A 14,470-nucleotide genomic window follows, 5' to 3' on the forward strand; every position below is an offset into this window, starting at 1 on the left:
ACGCTTAAGTTTTTAAATGGTGCCGCAAACTTTCTCGGTCAGTTCCGCAGGGAACTGCATCGAGAGCATGATGTGTTCGACCATGCTGCATTTACGACCAGTATTGGTGTTGGTGATCACCCAGTACGGGGTGCCGGGTACATGCTTCGGCTTAGTATGGGTGCCATTTTGCAACAGCGTATGCTCATCACCTGCAAAATAGACGCGGGTACGGCCCTGCAGCGATGCAGTAGCCTCAGCAAAGGCTGCGGTATCAAGACGATAGAGCGTTGACAAGATAAGCATAAAGCGATTCACCGCCCGCTTCTGCTCCGCATATTCATCGGAGAGCAGCAGCTCACGCACCGCGCGGACACGATCCTGTGGGCGCGAACCCACAGAAACCTGGGACTCTTTCGCTGCCTCTTTTGACGCTGGCTGTACAGGCGAAGCGGGTGCAGTCTGACCGGCCGTGAATTTCAGCATACGACGCAGAATGTCGGATGCGCTTTCACCAATGTGTTGCGTGTGGCTGGCAATATAACGGTAGAGCTCTTCGTCAACTTCGATCGTTTTCATCTTATTCCGTACGGTTCTTTCTCATGACAGAACCACCTGTTTCCTGAAAAGATCTGAGTATAGTCAGGCAATTCAAAGGATGTGTGGGTTCTAACATCAGGATTATAAAGTTAAATTCAGGCGGGTTGTTAGCAATCAAACGGTTTACGGGCAAAAGTCAGAATATGTCCTAATGCCGCCGGAACCAGCGCGCCTGAAAAGGTGAAACCATGATAACCTAAGCTCAGGTCTCAAACTTAAGAACTTTGCTATGATTTTGAACGCCCGTCTGCAAACTGAACAATCCTCTGCGGATTCCCTGCCCATCCTGTTAATTCACGGCCTGTTTGGCAGTCTGGATAACCTTGGCGTGCTGGCACGCGGCCTGAAAGATGCCGGTCCTCTGCTGCAGGTTGATGTCCGCAACCACGGACTCTCACCCCGATCTGACGAGATGAACTACGCTGTAATGGCGCAGGATATGGTCGATACGCTGGATGCACACGGCATTGAGCGCGTCGCGGTGATCGGCCACTCGATGGGCGGTAAAATCGCCATGACCATGAGCGCGCTTGTACCGGACCGCATTGAGCGACTGGTGATGATTGATATCGCCCCTGTGGACTACCAGACCCGCCGCCATGACCAGATATTTGCAGGTATTTGTGCCGTGACGGATGCGGGCGTTTCATCCCGCAGCGAGGCGGCCCGCATTATGCGCACGGTGATTGATGAAGAAGGCGTAATTCAGTTCCTGTTGAAATCTTTTCAGGAGGGCGAGTGGCGATTCAACGTGCCGGTGCTGTGGGATAACTACACTACGATTTCTGGCTGGCAGACGGTGCCTGCCTGGAATCATCCGGCACTCTTCATTCGCGGCGGCGACTCCAGTTATCTGGATAACCGTTATCGCGATGCGTTGCTGCAGCAATTTCCGGCGGCTCAGGCCCATGTGATCGGTGGTGCGGGACACTGGGTTCACGCAGAGAAACCCGATGCCGTTTTGCGCACTGTTCGTCGTTTTTTTGCGCTTTAAAAGCAATCAGATGGCGGCAAAAGTTTAGGATTGGCGTCAGGAGTACGCGTGAAGTATGATGGCGCGCTAAAATTTTGCCGCGAGTCAGTTTTGCTGTGGCAATAGCCATTAATTTATAATCTGCGCGGTGAGTGTCTGGCGCCCGCCCCCATTCAGTTTTACTAAGCCATGGCAAAAGAACAGACTGACCGCACGACGCTCGATCTCTTTGCTGATGAGCGCCGCCCTGGTCGACCCAAAACCAGTCCGCTGTCGCGTGATGAACAGCTGCGCATCAACAAGCGCAATCAGCTTAAACGTGACAAAGGACGCGGACTTCGTCGTGTCGAACTGAAAATGAACAGTGAAGCCGTCGATGCACTCAATACGCTGGCAGAACAGCGTAATCTCAGTCGCAGCGAACTCATTGAACAGATGCTGCTGGCGCAGCTCAAACTGGATTGATGCGCGCAAATCGCACGCAGAAGCAAATGTCGGGGCTTTAACCGTTCACCGGTTTTCTCTCGTCTGCTATTATTCGCTGAAATGTGCTGCGGCACACATCTCATCATCAGGATTTAAGAGGTTATTTTACTCATGGCACTCGTAGGCATCTTCTTTGGCAGCGATACCGGCAATACCGAAAATATTGCAAAAATGATCCAGAAACAGCTGGGTACTGACGTTGCAGAAGTGCATGACATCGCGAAAAGCACAAAAGAAGATCTGGAAGCGTTTGATATCCTGCTGCTGGGCATTCCGACCTGGTACTACGGCGAAGCGCAGTGCGACTGGGATGACTTTTTCCCGACGCTGGAAGAGATCGATTTCAACGGCAAGCTGGTTGCGCTTTTTGGCTGTGGCGATCAGGAAGATTACGCAGAATATTTCTGTGATGCGATGGGCACTATTCGCGACATCATTGAGCCACACGGCGCGGTAATCGTCGGACACTGGCCAACAGACGGATATCACTTTGAGGCATCAAAAGGGCTAGCCGATGATACTCACTTCCTGGGTCTGGCCATTGACGAAGATCGTCAGCCTGAACTGACTAACCAGCGTGTAGAACAATGGGTTAAGCAGATCTTTGATGAACTGCAATTGAAAGAGATTATCGAAGCCTGATCCCGTCTGCCTCAATGTGAGCGCCAGCTCACATTGAGGCAATGGAAATTCCTATAGAAATAATAGCCACATTTTTTTAACTTTCTCCGTTTAATCTGTAGAATACCCGCATCGATCTTCCGCTTATTCTCTTAGCGGCAAGACTAAGCGATGTACAAACAGACATCTGCCACAATCCTCCCCGGCCCGGTGACTTATCCCCAATAGCCCATGATGATTCTGGCACGCCCACTGGTTTTCATTTCAGCGCTTCAGTTCTATAATGAGACGCAAATGAGAATGAGTGAAGATCGACATTCAAGGCGACAAGCCACAAAAGTGAATATTAGTAACAGGACAAAATCCGCATGACTGACAACAACACCGCATTAAAGAAGGCTGGCCTGAAAGTGACACTGCCCAGACTGAAAATTCTGGAAGTGCTTCAGGAACCTGAGTGCCATCACGTCAGTGCGGAAGATTTGTACAAACGCCTGATTGATATCGGCGAAGAGATTGGCCTGGCTACCGTTTACCGTGTTCTGAATCAGTTCGATGACGCCGGTATTGTTACCCGCCACAATTTTGAAGGCGGTAAATCGGTCTTTGAACTGACGCAGCAGCATCACCACGATCACCTGATCTGCCTGGATTGCGGCAAGGTTATTGAGTTCAGCGATGAGTCGATCGAAACGCGTCAGCGTGAAATCGCGACCCGCCATGGCATCAAGCTGACTAACCACAGCCTCTATCTTTATGGACACTGCACACTGGGCGATTGCCGGGAAAACGAAACCCTGCACGATCAGTAATGCGGCCTGAAATTAAAAAACCGGTGAATTCACCGGTTTTTTTTCGTCTGATTTCTGCTGTAACGTATCAGGCAACCAGCGTCTCCTGCAGATAACGCCAGCGCGGAATTGAGCTGCTGCAATCCAGTATCGCCAGCGAGATGCGGCTATGGTTATTGCCATTCATCATCTGCATTTCGCGATATTGTACGGTGATCTCTTTATCATGATGAGAGAGGATCACATGTTCGCATGTGGCAATGCGCATCCCTTCCCGTTGCCCCTGCAACTGTCGGAAAAGATCTTCAACTTCGTTCAGATTGTACTCTTTGCCCTTCGGGGTCACCATGCGGAAGTCAGGATGAAAATAGGACATCAACAGCTCAAAACTGTCGTCAGATCCGGCAGGCTGATTAAAAATACGTTCAATGAGCTGATGTAAAACGACAACACTGTTTCTGGCTTCCTGGGCGAGAACGGTCATTTTTTTTCCTTCTGTAACCCGCTGTGCAACCTCTGAGAGCGAATAGCCTACCTGAAAGCGGATAATTCACATCTGTAAATTGATTAATTTTTTTAAACTCAGATTTCTCTCACACTGTGGCATTTAACCAGTTGCAGTTAATGCAGAACAAACGTCGGCAATGGTAAAAATCGGGGCAATAAAAAAGGGCGATAAATCGCCCTTGAGTCATTTTATGAGGTCAGCCACAAAAAATTATTCGCCGGTTTTCGTCCAGGTATCACGAAGACCGACGGTGCGGTTAAACACCAGCTGCGACGGTTTAGAGTAAACGCTGTCAGCGCAGAAATAACCTTCACGCTCAAACTGGAACGGTGTAGTCGGTTCCACATCGCGCAGGCCGGGTTCAACAAAACCCTGTTTGATCGCCAGTGACTCAGGGTTGATCACCGCCAGGAAGTCCTCTGCCGCGCCCGGATTCGGCACGCTGAACAGACGGTCATACAGACGGAACTCAGCAGGTTGCGCGTGATCAGCAGACACCCAGTGAATCACCCCTTTGACCTTGCGGCCATCCGCTGGATCTTTACTGAGCGTATCAACATCGCTGGTGCAATAGATACAGGTAATGTTACCCGCTTCATCCTTAGCGACCCGCTCAGCGCGAATCACATAGGCGTTGCGCAGGCGAACTTCTTTGCCCAGTACCAGACGCTTATACTGCTTATTCGCCTCTTCACGGAAATCTGCACGATCAATCCAGATTTCACGGCTGAACGGCACTTCACGCGTACCCATCTCAGGCTTGCCCGGATGATTTGGCATGGTGATGATTTCGCTGTGGCCGGCTGGCAGGTTTTCAATCACCACTTTAAGCGGATCCAGCACCGCCATGGCGCGTGGCGCATTCTCATTCAGGTCATCACGGATACAGGACTCCAGCGAGGCCATCTCCACAATGTTATCCTGTTTGGTCACGCCAATACGACGGCAGAACTCGCGGATAGAAGCCGCGGTATAACCACGACGACGCAGACCTGAAACGGTCAGCATGCGCGGATCGTCCCAGCCTTCAACGTGCTTCTCGGTCACCAGCTGAGTGAGTTTGCGTTTTGACATCACCGCATACTCCAGATTCAGACGTGAGAACTCGTACTGGCGCGGATGAACCGGAATCGTGATGTTATCCAGTACCCAGTCATAAAGACGGCGGTTGTCCTGGAACTCCAGCGTACACAGCGAGTGTGTAATGCCTTCCAGCGCATCGGAGATGCAGTGGGTAAAGTCATACATCGGATAGATGCACCACTTATTGCCCGTCTGGTGGTGTTCCGCGAACTTGATGCGATACAGCACCGGATCGCGCATCACGATGAAAGTAGAGGCCATGTCGATTTTAGCGCGCAGACAGGCAGTGCCCTCGGCAAACTCACCGTTACGCATCTTCTCAAACAGCGCCAGGTTTTCTTCCACGCTGCGATCGCGATAAGGGCTGTTTTTGCCAGCCTCTTTCAGGGTGCCGCGATATTCGCGAATCTGATCCGGGCTCAGTTCATCAACGTAGGCCAGACCTTTGGAAATCAGCTCGATAGCATAGTGATAAAGCTGATCAAAATAGTTTGATGAGTAACAGACCTCACCGCTCCACTCAAAACCCAGCCACTGGACGTCACGCTTGATGGATTCGACAAATTCCAGATCCTCTTTAACCGGATTGGTATCGTCGAAACGCAGGTTGCATTGCCCCTGATAATCCTGGGCGATGCCAAAATTCAGACAGATCGATTTCGCATGACCAATATGCAGATAGCCATTGGGCTCTGGCGGGAAACGGGTATGCACGCTGCTGTGCTTACCGCTCGCCAAATCTTCGTCAATGATCTGACGAATAAAGTTAGTTGGGCGGGCTTCAGCCTCACTCATCTCAAAAATCCTCAATACGAATAACGGGTGATTTGTACCATGAAGTAACGGAGTATGATCCACAAAGCGTCTGAGGGAAACAACCGTTTGTTAAGCCTTTAAAACAAAAAAGGCAGGAATCGCTTCCTGCCTGTGGGGTTCTGTTGCGGGGGGATTAGCCTTTCACTTCATACAGCGGGGTTTCACCCGCCACCACCTGGCCGCGAGCCAGTAACGTCAGCCCTGCGAAATCATCGCTGTTGCTGACCACGACCGGACTCACCATTGAACGGGCGTTCGCATTCAGGAATTCAAGGTCCATTTCCAGTACAGGCTGACCGGCAACCACAGTGGCCCCCTCTTCAACCAGGCGGGTAAAGCCTTTACCTTCCAGCGCCACGGTATCCAGTCCCATATGCACCACAATCTCTACGCCGTTGTCCGTTTCCAGACAGAAGGCGTGATTGGTGTTGAAGATTTTAACCAGCGTACCCGCTATCGGTGCCACGACCCATTTGTCGCTGGGTTTGATCGCCAGACCGTCACCCACCGCTTTGCTGGCGAAGGCTTCATCCGGCACATCCTCCAGCGCAACCACTTCGCCCGTTACCGGTGCCAGCAGGGTTGCGATGACACGTTTCTCACTGTTCAGTACTGCCTGCGGTTTCACGTCCGGCTCAGCGGGTGTGCTGCTGGTAGCCGCTGCAGCAACCGGACCTTTGGTCAGCACTTTTTTCATGGCCGAGGCAATGCTTTCTGCCTGGGTGCCCACGATGATCTGCACGCTCTGTTTGTTAAGACGAATCACGCCGGATGCACCAAGACGCTTCGCCACAGCCTCATTAACCTGAGCGGAATCAGTCACATTAAGACGCAGACGGGTGATACAGGCATCGATGCTGGTTAAGTTCGCTGAACCACCCACCGCACCAATATAACGGCGCGCCAGGGATTCAGTGGCGGTTTCACCATTATCCGTTTTATCCACGTTAACGTCATAGCCATCGCTTTCATCACCGGCAACCGCCAGCTCGCGGCCCGGCGTCATCAGGTTGAATTTTTTGATAGTGAAGCGGAACACCACGTAGTAGATAACGAAGAAGACCAGACCCTGCGGAATCAGCATGTACCAGTGTGTGGCCAATGGATTACGGGTCGACAGCACCATATCCACCAGCCCGGCGCTGAAACCAAATCCGGCAATCCAGTGCATGCTGGCGGCGATGAAGACAGAAATACCGGTCAGGACGGCGTGGATCAGATAGAGCACAGGCGCCACGAACATGAAGGAGAACTCCAGTGGTTCGGTGATACCCGTAAAGAAGGCCGCAAACGCAGCAGCCAGCATAATACTGCCGACTTTGACGCGGTTCTCAGGACGCGCACAGTGGTAGATGGCCAGCGCCGCACCCGGCAGACCAAACATCATAATCGGGAAGAAGCCCGCCTGGTAACGGCCGGTAATGCCCACGGTTGCGGTTCCATTTGCCAGTGACTGCGCACCGCCCAGGAATTTAGGAATGTCATTAATGCCCGCAACGTCAAACCAGAACACCGAGTTCAGGGCGTGATGCAGACCGACCGGAATCAGCAGACGGTTGAAGAAGGCGTAGATACCGGCACCGGCAGAGCCGAGTTTCTGGATATGTTCACCGAAGTTAACCAGCCCGTTAAAGATTACCGGCCAGATATACATCAGGATAAAGGCGACCAGGATCATCAGGAACGAGACCAGAATCGGCACCAGTCGTCGTCCGCTGAAGAAGGAGAGTGCTTTCGGCAGCTCGACGTGGCTGAAGCGGTTATAGACCTCCGCTGACAGGATACCGACCAGAATACCGACAAACTGGTTATTAATTTTGCCAAACGCCACAGGCACCTGGTCAACCGGCATCTTCTGTATCATCGCCACCGCAGCCGGTGAGCAGAGCGTGGTGACCACCAGGAATCCGACAAAGCCGCTCAGGGCTGCCGCACCATCTTTATCTTTCGACATGCCATACGCGACACCAATCGCAAACAGCACCGACATGTTTTCAATGATGGCAGAACCGGACTTGATCAGTAACGCAGCCAGCGCATTGCCGGCACCCCAGCTGTCGTGATCAATCCAGTAACCTACCCCCATCAATATTGCTGCTGCTGGCAGGGTTGCTACCGGCACCATCAGTGCACGCCCCACCTTTTGTAAGTAACCTAACATATCCCCTTCCCCCTATGAGCCTGACTAGTCGCTTTGCGCCGCTTAAAGTTGTTATGTCAGCTGCAAAGATCGTTAATACACTTGATATCACGCAGCGAAGTGTAATGATAAATTAATTCGCCTCGCAAATTAAAACCAGTGTAACTGTGATTTTTATCACTAAAAAACATCGTTTCATACGACAACATCTGGCTATGACACCAAACTTATTTTATGATCCGAAATATTGAATTACGCGCCGCCCGTAGCGAGAATAGACAATCTGCTCAGGCTGATGACAGACGCAGCGGTTTAGCGATCCCCTTTCCATTTTCTAATGAGGTGAAACATGAGACTGATTCCTTTAGCGACGCCAACCCAGGTAGGTAAATGGGCCGCCCGACATATTGTTAACCGCATCAATGCGTTTAACCCGACGGCGGACAGGCCTTTTGTTCTGGGTCTGCCTACTGGCGGCACGCCACTGGAGGCATACAAACACCTGATTGATATGCACAAAGCGGGCCAGGTCAGTTTCAAACATGTCGTAACCTTCAATATGGACGAATATGTTGGCCTGCCAAAAGAGCATCCGGAAAGCTATCATAGCTTCATGTACCGCAACTTCTTCGATCACGTTGATATTCAACCGGAAAATATCAATCTGCTGAATGGTAATGCGCCCGATATTGACGCAGAATGTCGTCAGTACGAAGAGAAAATTCGCGCACTGGGTAAAATTCACCTGTTTATGGGCGGTGTCGGCAATGACGGTCATATCGCCTTTAACGAACCGGCTTCTTCACTGGCTTCGCGTACCCGCATTAAAACCCTGACCCATGACACCCGCGTGGCAAACTCTCGCTTCTTTAACGGTGACGTTGATCAGGTACCAAAATATGCGCTGACGGTCGGCGTCGGCACGCTGCTGGATGCAGAGGAAGTGATGATTCTGGTTACCGGCCATGTCAAAGCGCAGGCATTACAGGCGGCGGTTGAAGGCAACGTGAATCATATGTGGACCATCAGCTGCCTGCAGCTGCATGCGAAATCGGTCGTGGTCTGTGATGAGCCAGCCACCATCGAACTGAAAGTGAAAACCGTGAAATATTTCCGCGAAATGGAAGCGGAAAATATGAAAGGCGTGTAACAGAACATTGTCATGCCCTGCTGTTACGCTGAGTGACAGCAGGCCAGGACGGGAGAAGAGAGATGTACGCATTAGTAAACGGTCGAATCTACAGCGGCCATGAGGTTCTGGATAATCACGCCGTTGTGATAGCTGACGGGCACATTGCGCGCGTCTGCCCGCGTGAATCGCTGCCTGCCGATATTGAACAACGAGATGTGGCGGGTGCGATTATTGCGCCCGGCTTTATCGATCTCCAGCTCAATGGCTGTGGAGGCGTGCAGTTCAATGACAGCCTGGATGCGCTCAGTATTGAGACGCTGGAAACGATGCAACGCGCCAATGAAAAGTCTGGCTGCACCAGCTTTTTACCGACGCTGATCACCAGTAGCGATGCCCTGATGAAGCGGGCGATTGAAACCATGCGCGCTTACCTGCAGAAGCATCAGCATCAGGCGCTGGGCCTGCATCTGGAAGGGCCATGGCTGAGCAAGGCGAAAAAAGGCACCCACGATCCAGCGCTTATTCGCCTGCCAGATGCGGCGATGGTGCAGTACCTCTGTGACAACGCCGACGTCATCACCAAAGTCACCCTGGCACCAGAAAACGCTGGCAGTGAAGTGATTCGTCAGCTGACTGAAGCCGGGATCATCGTCTCAGCGGGTCATTCAAATGCGACTTATGAAGAGGCGAAAGCGGGCTTTTCTGCTGGCGTGAGTTTCGCGACCCACCTCTATAATGCCATGCCGGTGTTTGCCGGACGTGAACCGGGGCTTATCGGTGCGCTGTTTGATTCGCCTGATGTATACTGCGGCATTATTGCGGATGGTTTACATGTACATTACGCTAACGTACGGAATGCAAAACGCATTAAAGGCGACAGGCTGATACTGGTAACAGATGCCACTGCACCCGCTGGCGCTGACATTAACGAGTTTATTTTTGCAGGAAAAACAATCTATTATCGCGATGGGCTCTGTGTCGATGAAAACGGCACATTAAGTGGTTCTGCCCTGACGATGATTGAAGCGGTACAAAACAGCGTCGAGCATGCAGGTATCGCACTGGACGAAGCGTTACGCATGGCATCACTCTACCCGGCACGGGCGATGGGCGTGGAAAGGCAGTTAGGCTCGATCGAAGCAGGAAAAATCGCGAACCTGACTGTGTTTACGCGCGACTTTAAAATCATTAAGACGTTTGTCAATGGAGACGACGTCCTGAGCGAGTAAGCACTGAATGACCACTGGCGGCCAGTCACAAATAGGAAATGTCGATCTTGTTAAGCAACTCAATAGCGCAGCGGTTTACCGGCTGATTGATCAACAGGGGCCGATATCGCGCATTCAGATTGCCGAACTTAGCCAGCTCGCGCCCGCCAGCGTCACCAAAATTACCCGCCAGTTAATTGAGCGCGGTCTGATTAAAGAGGTAGACCAGCAGGCGTCTACCGGTGGTCGCCGCGCTATCTCGATTATCACTGAAACCCGCCATTTCCATACCATCGGGGTTCGCCTCGGCCGCAATGATGCCACCCTGACCCTGTTCGACCTCAGCGGTAAATCGCTGGCGCAGGAAGATTATGCGCTGCCGGAACGTACCCAGGAGACGCTGGAACATGCGCTGTTTAACGCCATCAGCGGCTTCATTGAGCAGCACCAGCGCAAGATACGTGAGCTGATCGCGATTTCCGTGATTCTGCCAGGGCTGGTCGATCCGATAAACGGCGTGATCCGCTATATGCCGCACATCTCTGTCAGCCACTGGCCGCTCGTCGCCAGCCTGAAAAAACGTTTTAACGTCACCAGTTTTGTCGGCCACGATATTCGCAGCCTGGCGCTGGCCGAGCACTACTTCGGTGCAAGCCGTGATTGTGCTGACTCAATCCTGGTGCGTTTACACCGTGGCACCGGCGCCGGCATTATTGCCAACGGCCATATTTTTCTCGGCAGCAACGGCAACGTCGGTGAAATCGGCCATATTCAGGTCGATCCGCTTGGCGAACGCTGTCATTGCGGCAACTTTGGCTGCCTGGAAACCATCGCCGCCAATGGCGCCATTGAAAATCGCGTGCGACATCTGCTGAGTCAGGGCCATCCCAGCACGCTGACGCTGGAGGCCTGCCAGATGTCTCACATCTGCAAAGCGGCCAATCAGGGTGATGCACTGGCCTGTGAAGTGGTCGAGCATGTGGGCCGTTATCTCGGCAAAGCGATCGCTATTGCGATCAACCTGTTTAATCCACAAAAAGTGGTGCTGGCGGGTGAGATCACAGAAGCAGAAAAAGTGCTGCTGCCCGCAATTGAGGGCTGCATCAATACCCAGGCCTTAGAGGCTTTCCGTAAAAATCTGCCGGTGGTGCGTTCTACCCTGGATCATCGTTCTGCGATTGGCGCGTTTGCGCTCGCTAAACGTGCCATGCTTAACGGCATTCTGCTGCAACATCTTCTTGAAGACTAAGCTAACCCGCTGCTGTGGCGGGCCACATCGGATCTGACTATGACCATTAAAAGCGTAATTTGTGATATCGATGGCGTGCTGATGCACGACAACACGGCCGTTCCCGGCGCGCAGGAGTTTTTACAGCGCATTCTGGCCAAAGAAATGCCGCTGGTGGTGCTGACAAACTATCCCTCGCAGACCGAGCAGGATCTGGCTAACCGTTTTGCTTCGGCTGGCGTAGAAGTTCCTGAATCCGTTTTCTATACCTCCGCGATGGCCACCGCCGACTTCCTGCGCCGCCAGGAAGGCAAAAAGGCCTATGTGATTGGCGAAGGTGCACTGATTCATGAACTCTACAAAGCGGGCTTTACCATTACCGATGTGAATCCCGATTTTGTCATCGTCGGAGAGACGCGCTCGTTTAACTGGGACATGATGCATAAGGCGGCCTTCTTCGTGGCTAACGGCGCCCGCTTTATTGCCACTAACCCGGATACGCATGCGCGCGGTTTTATTCCCGCCTGTGGCGCGCTCTGTGCGGGTATTGAGAAGATCTCTGGCCGTCGCCCGTTTGTGGTTGGCAAACCCAGCCCCTACATCATGCGTGCCGCGCTGAACAAGATGCAGGCTCACTCGGAAGAGACGGTGATTGTCGGTGACAACCTGCGCACCGATATTCTGGCTGGATTTCAGGCGGGTCTTGAGACGGTGCTGGTGCTGTCCGGCGTCTCGACGCTGACTGATATCGATGCCATGCCGTTCCGTCCGGACTGGATCTACCCTTCTGTGGCTGACATTGACCTGTTCTGATTCATTTCTCTTATGACGCATCCGGCTAATCTGTGATGCGTCACCCCTTTTATGCCCCGCCCCCCCTGCTTTTGCTGTCTGTTTTTTACTCAAAAAACACATTCCATTGCTGATCCAACAACAAAATCCATTTTAAATTATCGTTTATTCAATTTTGTTGCCATGCGAGCAATATTTTTATCAGTAAATCACGATTCCTCTTGCATTGAATGCACTAAATAGCGCATTTTCTTATGTATCACGCAGCGTCAGGCTGCCGGACAAACGTAAAAGATAACATCACCGTAAGGTGAGCTCAGGAGTCAGCTATGTGTTCAATTTTTGGTGTGCTGGATCTGAAAACCGATCCTGTTGAGCTGCGCAAAAAAGCGCTGGAATGTTCACGCTTAATGCGTCATCGCGGCCCGGACTGGTCAGGCGTCTTCGCGGATGAACATGCTATTCTGGCGCATGAACGCCTCTCAATTGTTGACGTTAACAATGGCGCCCAGCCACTGTACAACGCCGATCACACCCACGTACTGGCGGTTAACGGCGAGATTTACAACCATCAGGCACTGCGCGCTGAACTCAGCGATCGCTACGAATTCCAGACCGGCTCTGACTGTGAAGTCATTCTGGCGCTCTATCAGGAGAAAGGTGTCGATTTCCTCGACGAGCTGGAAGGCATGTTCGCCTTTATCCTCTATGACACCGTTAAAAAAACCTGGCTGATTGGTCGCGACCACATTGGCATCATCCCGCTCTATATGGGTAATGATGAGCATGGCAACCTGTTTGTTGCTTCAGAAATGAAAGCGCTGGTGCCAGCCTGCCGTTCCATCAAAGAGTTCCCGCCGGGAAGTTACCTCTCCAGCACCGATGGCGAAATTCATCGTTACTGGCAGCGTGACTGGATGGAATACAAAAATGTTGAGCACAACACCACCGACGCTGCTGGCCTGAAACATGCCCTGGAAGAGTCCGTGAAAAGCCACCTGATGTCAGATGTCCCTTACGGCGTGCTGCTGTCAGGCGGTCTGGACTCTTCCATTATTTCCGCCGTGACCAAGCGTTTCGCGGCGAAGCGGGTTGAAGATCAGGATAAAAGTGATGCCTGGTGGCCTCAGCTGCACTCCTTCGCGGTAGGACTGGAAGGTTCACCCGATTTAAAAGCGGCGAAAACCGTGGCGGAACATCTGGGCACCGTGCACCACGAAATTCATTTCACCGTGCAGGAAGGACTGGATGCGATTCGCGATGTGATTTATCACATTGAAACCTATGACGTCACCACTATTCGCGCCTCAACGCCGATGTACTTAATGTCGCGTAAAATCAAAGCGATGGGCATTAAGATGGTGCTGTCGGGCGAAGGCGCAGATGAAGTGTTCGGTGGCTATCTTTACTTCCATAAAGCGCCAAATGCCAAAGAGTTCCACGAAGAAAACGTGCGTAAACTTCAGGCGTTGCACATGTTCGACTGCGCCCGTGCCAATAAAGCGATGTCCGCCTGGGGCGTTGAAGCCCGTGTCCCCTTTCTGGATAAAAAATTCCTGGATGTGGCGATGCGTATCAACCCGGCCGACAAAATGTGTGGCAGCAACGGTAAAATGGAGAAACACATTCTGCGTGAATGTTTCTCCTCTTACCTGCCGGAGAGCGTGGCGTGGCGCCAGAAAGAGCAGTTCTCTGATGGTGTAGGTTACAGCTGGATCGACTCATTGAAAGAAGTCGCTGCGAAGCAAATCAGCGATCAGCAGCTGGCAACCGCCCACTTCCGCTTCCCGTTCAACACGCCGGGTTCGAAAGAAGCCTATCTCTATCGTGAGATTTTCGAGGAGCTGTTCCCGTTAGCGAGCGCGGCAGAGTGTGTGCCTGGCGGTCCATCAGTCGCCTGTTCTTCTGCCAAAGCGATTGAGTGGGATGAAGCGTTTAAAAACATGGACGATCCTTCCGGACGTGCCGTAGGTGTTCATCAGTCAGCCTATAAATAAGCAGACAGAGAGCAGCCAGAATGGGTCGCTGCGGCCCATTTTTTTTACGATTAGCGTTGTATTCACTGAAAAATTGCCGAATAAACCGCCAGGCTGGTTATAAGCCAGTCAAACAG

The 14,470-nt window shown here is 52.1% G+C and carries 13 protein-coding genes; 9 read left to right on the top strand and 4 right to left on the bottom strand.

The window, feature by feature from the left end; genetic code table 11:
• Positions 1–12: 12 nt before the first annotated feature.
• Positions 13–558: a replication initiation negative regulator SeqA gene (seqA, locus tag HZZ01_RS08820; protein WP_179896520.1), complete on the bottom strand. Its 546-nt coding sequence runs from the start codon at positions 556–558 to the stop codon at positions 13–15.
• 250 nt (positions 559–808) lie between these two features.
• Here seqA and ybfF point away from each other — a divergent pair, with 250 nt between their 5' ends.
• The 4 genes from ybfF to fur all read left to right on the top strand — a co-directional run bounded on the left by ybfF (position 809) and on the right by fur (position 3,471).
• Positions 809–1,573 carry an esterase gene (gene ybfF / locus HZZ01_RS08825; protein ID WP_179896522.1) on the top strand — a complete coding sequence of 255 codons (765 nt, stop codon included), beginning with the start codon at positions 809–811 and terminating at the stop codon, positions 1,571–1,573.
• A 168-nt stretch (positions 1,574–1,741) separates the two neighbouring features.
• Positions 1,742–2,017 carry a LexA regulated protein gene (gene ybfE / locus HZZ01_RS08830; protein ID WP_003852811.1) on the top strand — a complete coding sequence of 92 codons (276 nt, stop codon included), beginning with the start codon at positions 1,742–1,744 and terminating at the stop codon, positions 2,015–2,017.
• 132 nt (positions 2,018–2,149) lie between these two features.
• A complete protein-coding gene (gene fldA / locus HZZ01_RS08835) occupies positions 2,150–2,680 on the top strand; it encodes a flavodoxin FldA (RefSeq protein WP_179896524.1) in 531 nt (176 codons plus the stop codon).
• Positions 2,681–3,027: 347 nt separating this feature from the next.
• Entirely contained in the window at positions 3,028–3,471 is a 444-nt protein-coding gene (gene fur / locus HZZ01_RS08840; protein WP_003852805.1) for a ferric iron uptake transcriptional regulator, read from the top strand.
• A 67-nt stretch (positions 3,472–3,538) separates the two neighbouring features.
• Here the strand turns inward: fur and HZZ01_RS08845 are convergent, their stop codons facing one another.
• From HZZ01_RS08845 to nagE, 3 genes are all read right to left on the bottom strand, one after another.
• The gene (locus tag HZZ01_RS08845) at positions 3,539–3,934 is read right to left on the bottom strand and encodes a hypothetical protein (protein ID WP_090963002.1); all 396 of its coding nucleotides are present in this window, start codon (positions 3,932–3,934) and stop codon (positions 3,539–3,541) included.
• 234 nt (positions 3,935–4,168) lie between these two features.
• Positions 4,169–5,836, bottom strand: a complete 1,668-nt coding sequence (gene glnS / locus HZZ01_RS08850) for a glutamine--tRNA ligase (protein ID WP_179896526.1) — start codon at positions 5,834–5,836, stop codon at positions 4,169–4,171.
• Between the two features lie 154 nt (positions 5,837–5,990).
• Positions 5,991–8,018, bottom strand: coding sequence for an N-acetylglucosamine-specific PTS transporter subunit IIBC (nagE, locus tag HZZ01_RS08855; RefSeq protein ID WP_179896528.1), 2,028 nt, complete (start codon positions 8,016–8,018; stop codon positions 5,991–5,993).
• Positions 8,019–8,346: 328 nt separating this feature from the next.
• Between nagE and nagB the strand changes: the two genes are divergently transcribed.
• The 5 genes from nagB to asnB all read left to right on the top strand — a co-directional run bounded on the left by nagB (position 8,347) and on the right by asnB (position 14,354).
• Positions 8,347–9,147 carry a glucosamine-6-phosphate deaminase gene (nagB, locus tag HZZ01_RS08860; RefSeq protein WP_179896530.1) on the top strand — a complete coding sequence of 267 codons (801 nt, stop codon included), beginning with the start codon at positions 8,347–8,349 and terminating at the stop codon, positions 9,145–9,147.
• 62 nt (positions 9,148–9,209) lie between these two features.
• On the top strand, positions 9,210–10,358 hold the full coding sequence (gene nagA / locus HZZ01_RS08865) for an N-acetylglucosamine-6-phosphate deacetylase (RefSeq protein ID WP_179896532.1): 1,149 nt from the start codon (positions 9,210–9,212) through the stop codon (positions 10,356–10,358).
• A gap of 7 nt (positions 10,359–10,365) precedes the next feature.
• Positions 10,366–11,586: an N-acetylglucosamine repressor gene (locus HZZ01_RS08870; RefSeq protein WP_179896534.1), complete on the top strand. Its 1,221-nt coding sequence runs from the start codon at positions 10,366–10,368 to the stop codon at positions 11,584–11,586.
• 39 nt (positions 11,587–11,625) lie between these two features.
• A complete protein-coding gene (locus HZZ01_RS08875; RefSeq protein WP_003852790.1) occupies positions 11,626–12,378 on the top strand; it encodes an HAD-IIA family hydrolase in 753 nt (250 codons plus the stop codon).
• 308 nt (positions 12,379–12,686) lie between these two features.
• Complete coding sequence (gene asnB / locus HZZ01_RS08880; RefSeq protein ID WP_179896535.1) at positions 12,687–14,354, top strand: asparagine synthase B; 1,668 nt, start codon at positions 12,687–12,689, stop codon at positions 14,352–14,354.
• Positions 14,355–14,470: the final 116 nt, after the last annotated feature.

The sequence above is a fragment of the Pantoea sp. WMus005 genome, assembly GCF_013415305.1.
Taxonomy (GTDB): Bacteria; Pseudomonadota; Gammaproteobacteria; order Enterobacterales; family Enterobacteriaceae; genus Pantoea; species Pantoea rara.

Bases quoted from the DNA above. Each gene is read 5' to 3' on its own strand.
- ybfE (WP_003852811.1), top strand. From the start codon at position 1,742: ATGGCAAAAGAACAGACTGACCGCACGACGCTCGATCTCTTTGCTGAT.
- nagE (WP_179896528.1), bottom strand. From the start codon at position 8,018: ATGTTAGGTTACTTACAAAAGGTGGGGCGTGCACTGATGGTGCCGGTA.
- HZZ01_RS08845 (WP_090963002.1), bottom strand. From the start codon at position 3,934: ATGACCGTTCTCGCCCAGGAAGCCAGAAACAGTGTTGTCGTTTTACAT.
- HZZ01_RS08875 (WP_003852790.1), top strand. From the start codon at position 11,626: ATGACCATTAAAAGCGTAATTTGTGATATCGATGGCGTGCTGATGCAC.
- ybfF (WP_179896522.1), top strand. From the start codon at position 809: ATGATTTTGAACGCCCGTCTGCAAACTGAACAATCCTCTGCGGATTCC.
- HZZ01_RS08870 (WP_179896534.1), top strand. From the start codon at position 10,366: ATGACCACTGGCGGCCAGTCACAAATAGGAAATGTCGATCTTGTTAAG.
- fur (WP_003852805.1), top strand. From the start codon at position 3,028: ATGACTGACAACAACACCGCATTAAAGAAGGCTGGCCTGAAAGTGACA.
- fldA (WP_179896524.1), top strand. From the start codon at position 2,150: ATGGCACTCGTAGGCATCTTCTTTGGCAGCGATACCGGCAATACCGAA.
- nagA (WP_179896532.1), top strand. From the start codon at position 9,210: ATGTACGCATTAGTAAACGGTCGAATCTACAGCGGCCATGAGGTTCTG.
- asnB (WP_179896535.1), top strand. From the start codon at position 12,687: ATGTGTTCAATTTTTGGTGTGCTGGATCTGAAAACCGATCCTGTTGAG.
- seqA (WP_179896520.1), bottom strand. From the start codon at position 558: ATGAAAACGATCGAAGTTGACGAAGAGCTCTACCGTTATATTGCCAGC.
- glnS (WP_179896526.1), bottom strand. From the start codon at position 5,836: ATGAGTGAGGCTGAAGCCCGCCCAACTAACTTTATTCGTCAGATCATT.
- nagB (WP_179896530.1), top strand. From the start codon at position 8,347: ATGAGACTGATTCCTTTAGCGACGCCAACCCAGGTAGGTAAATGGGCC.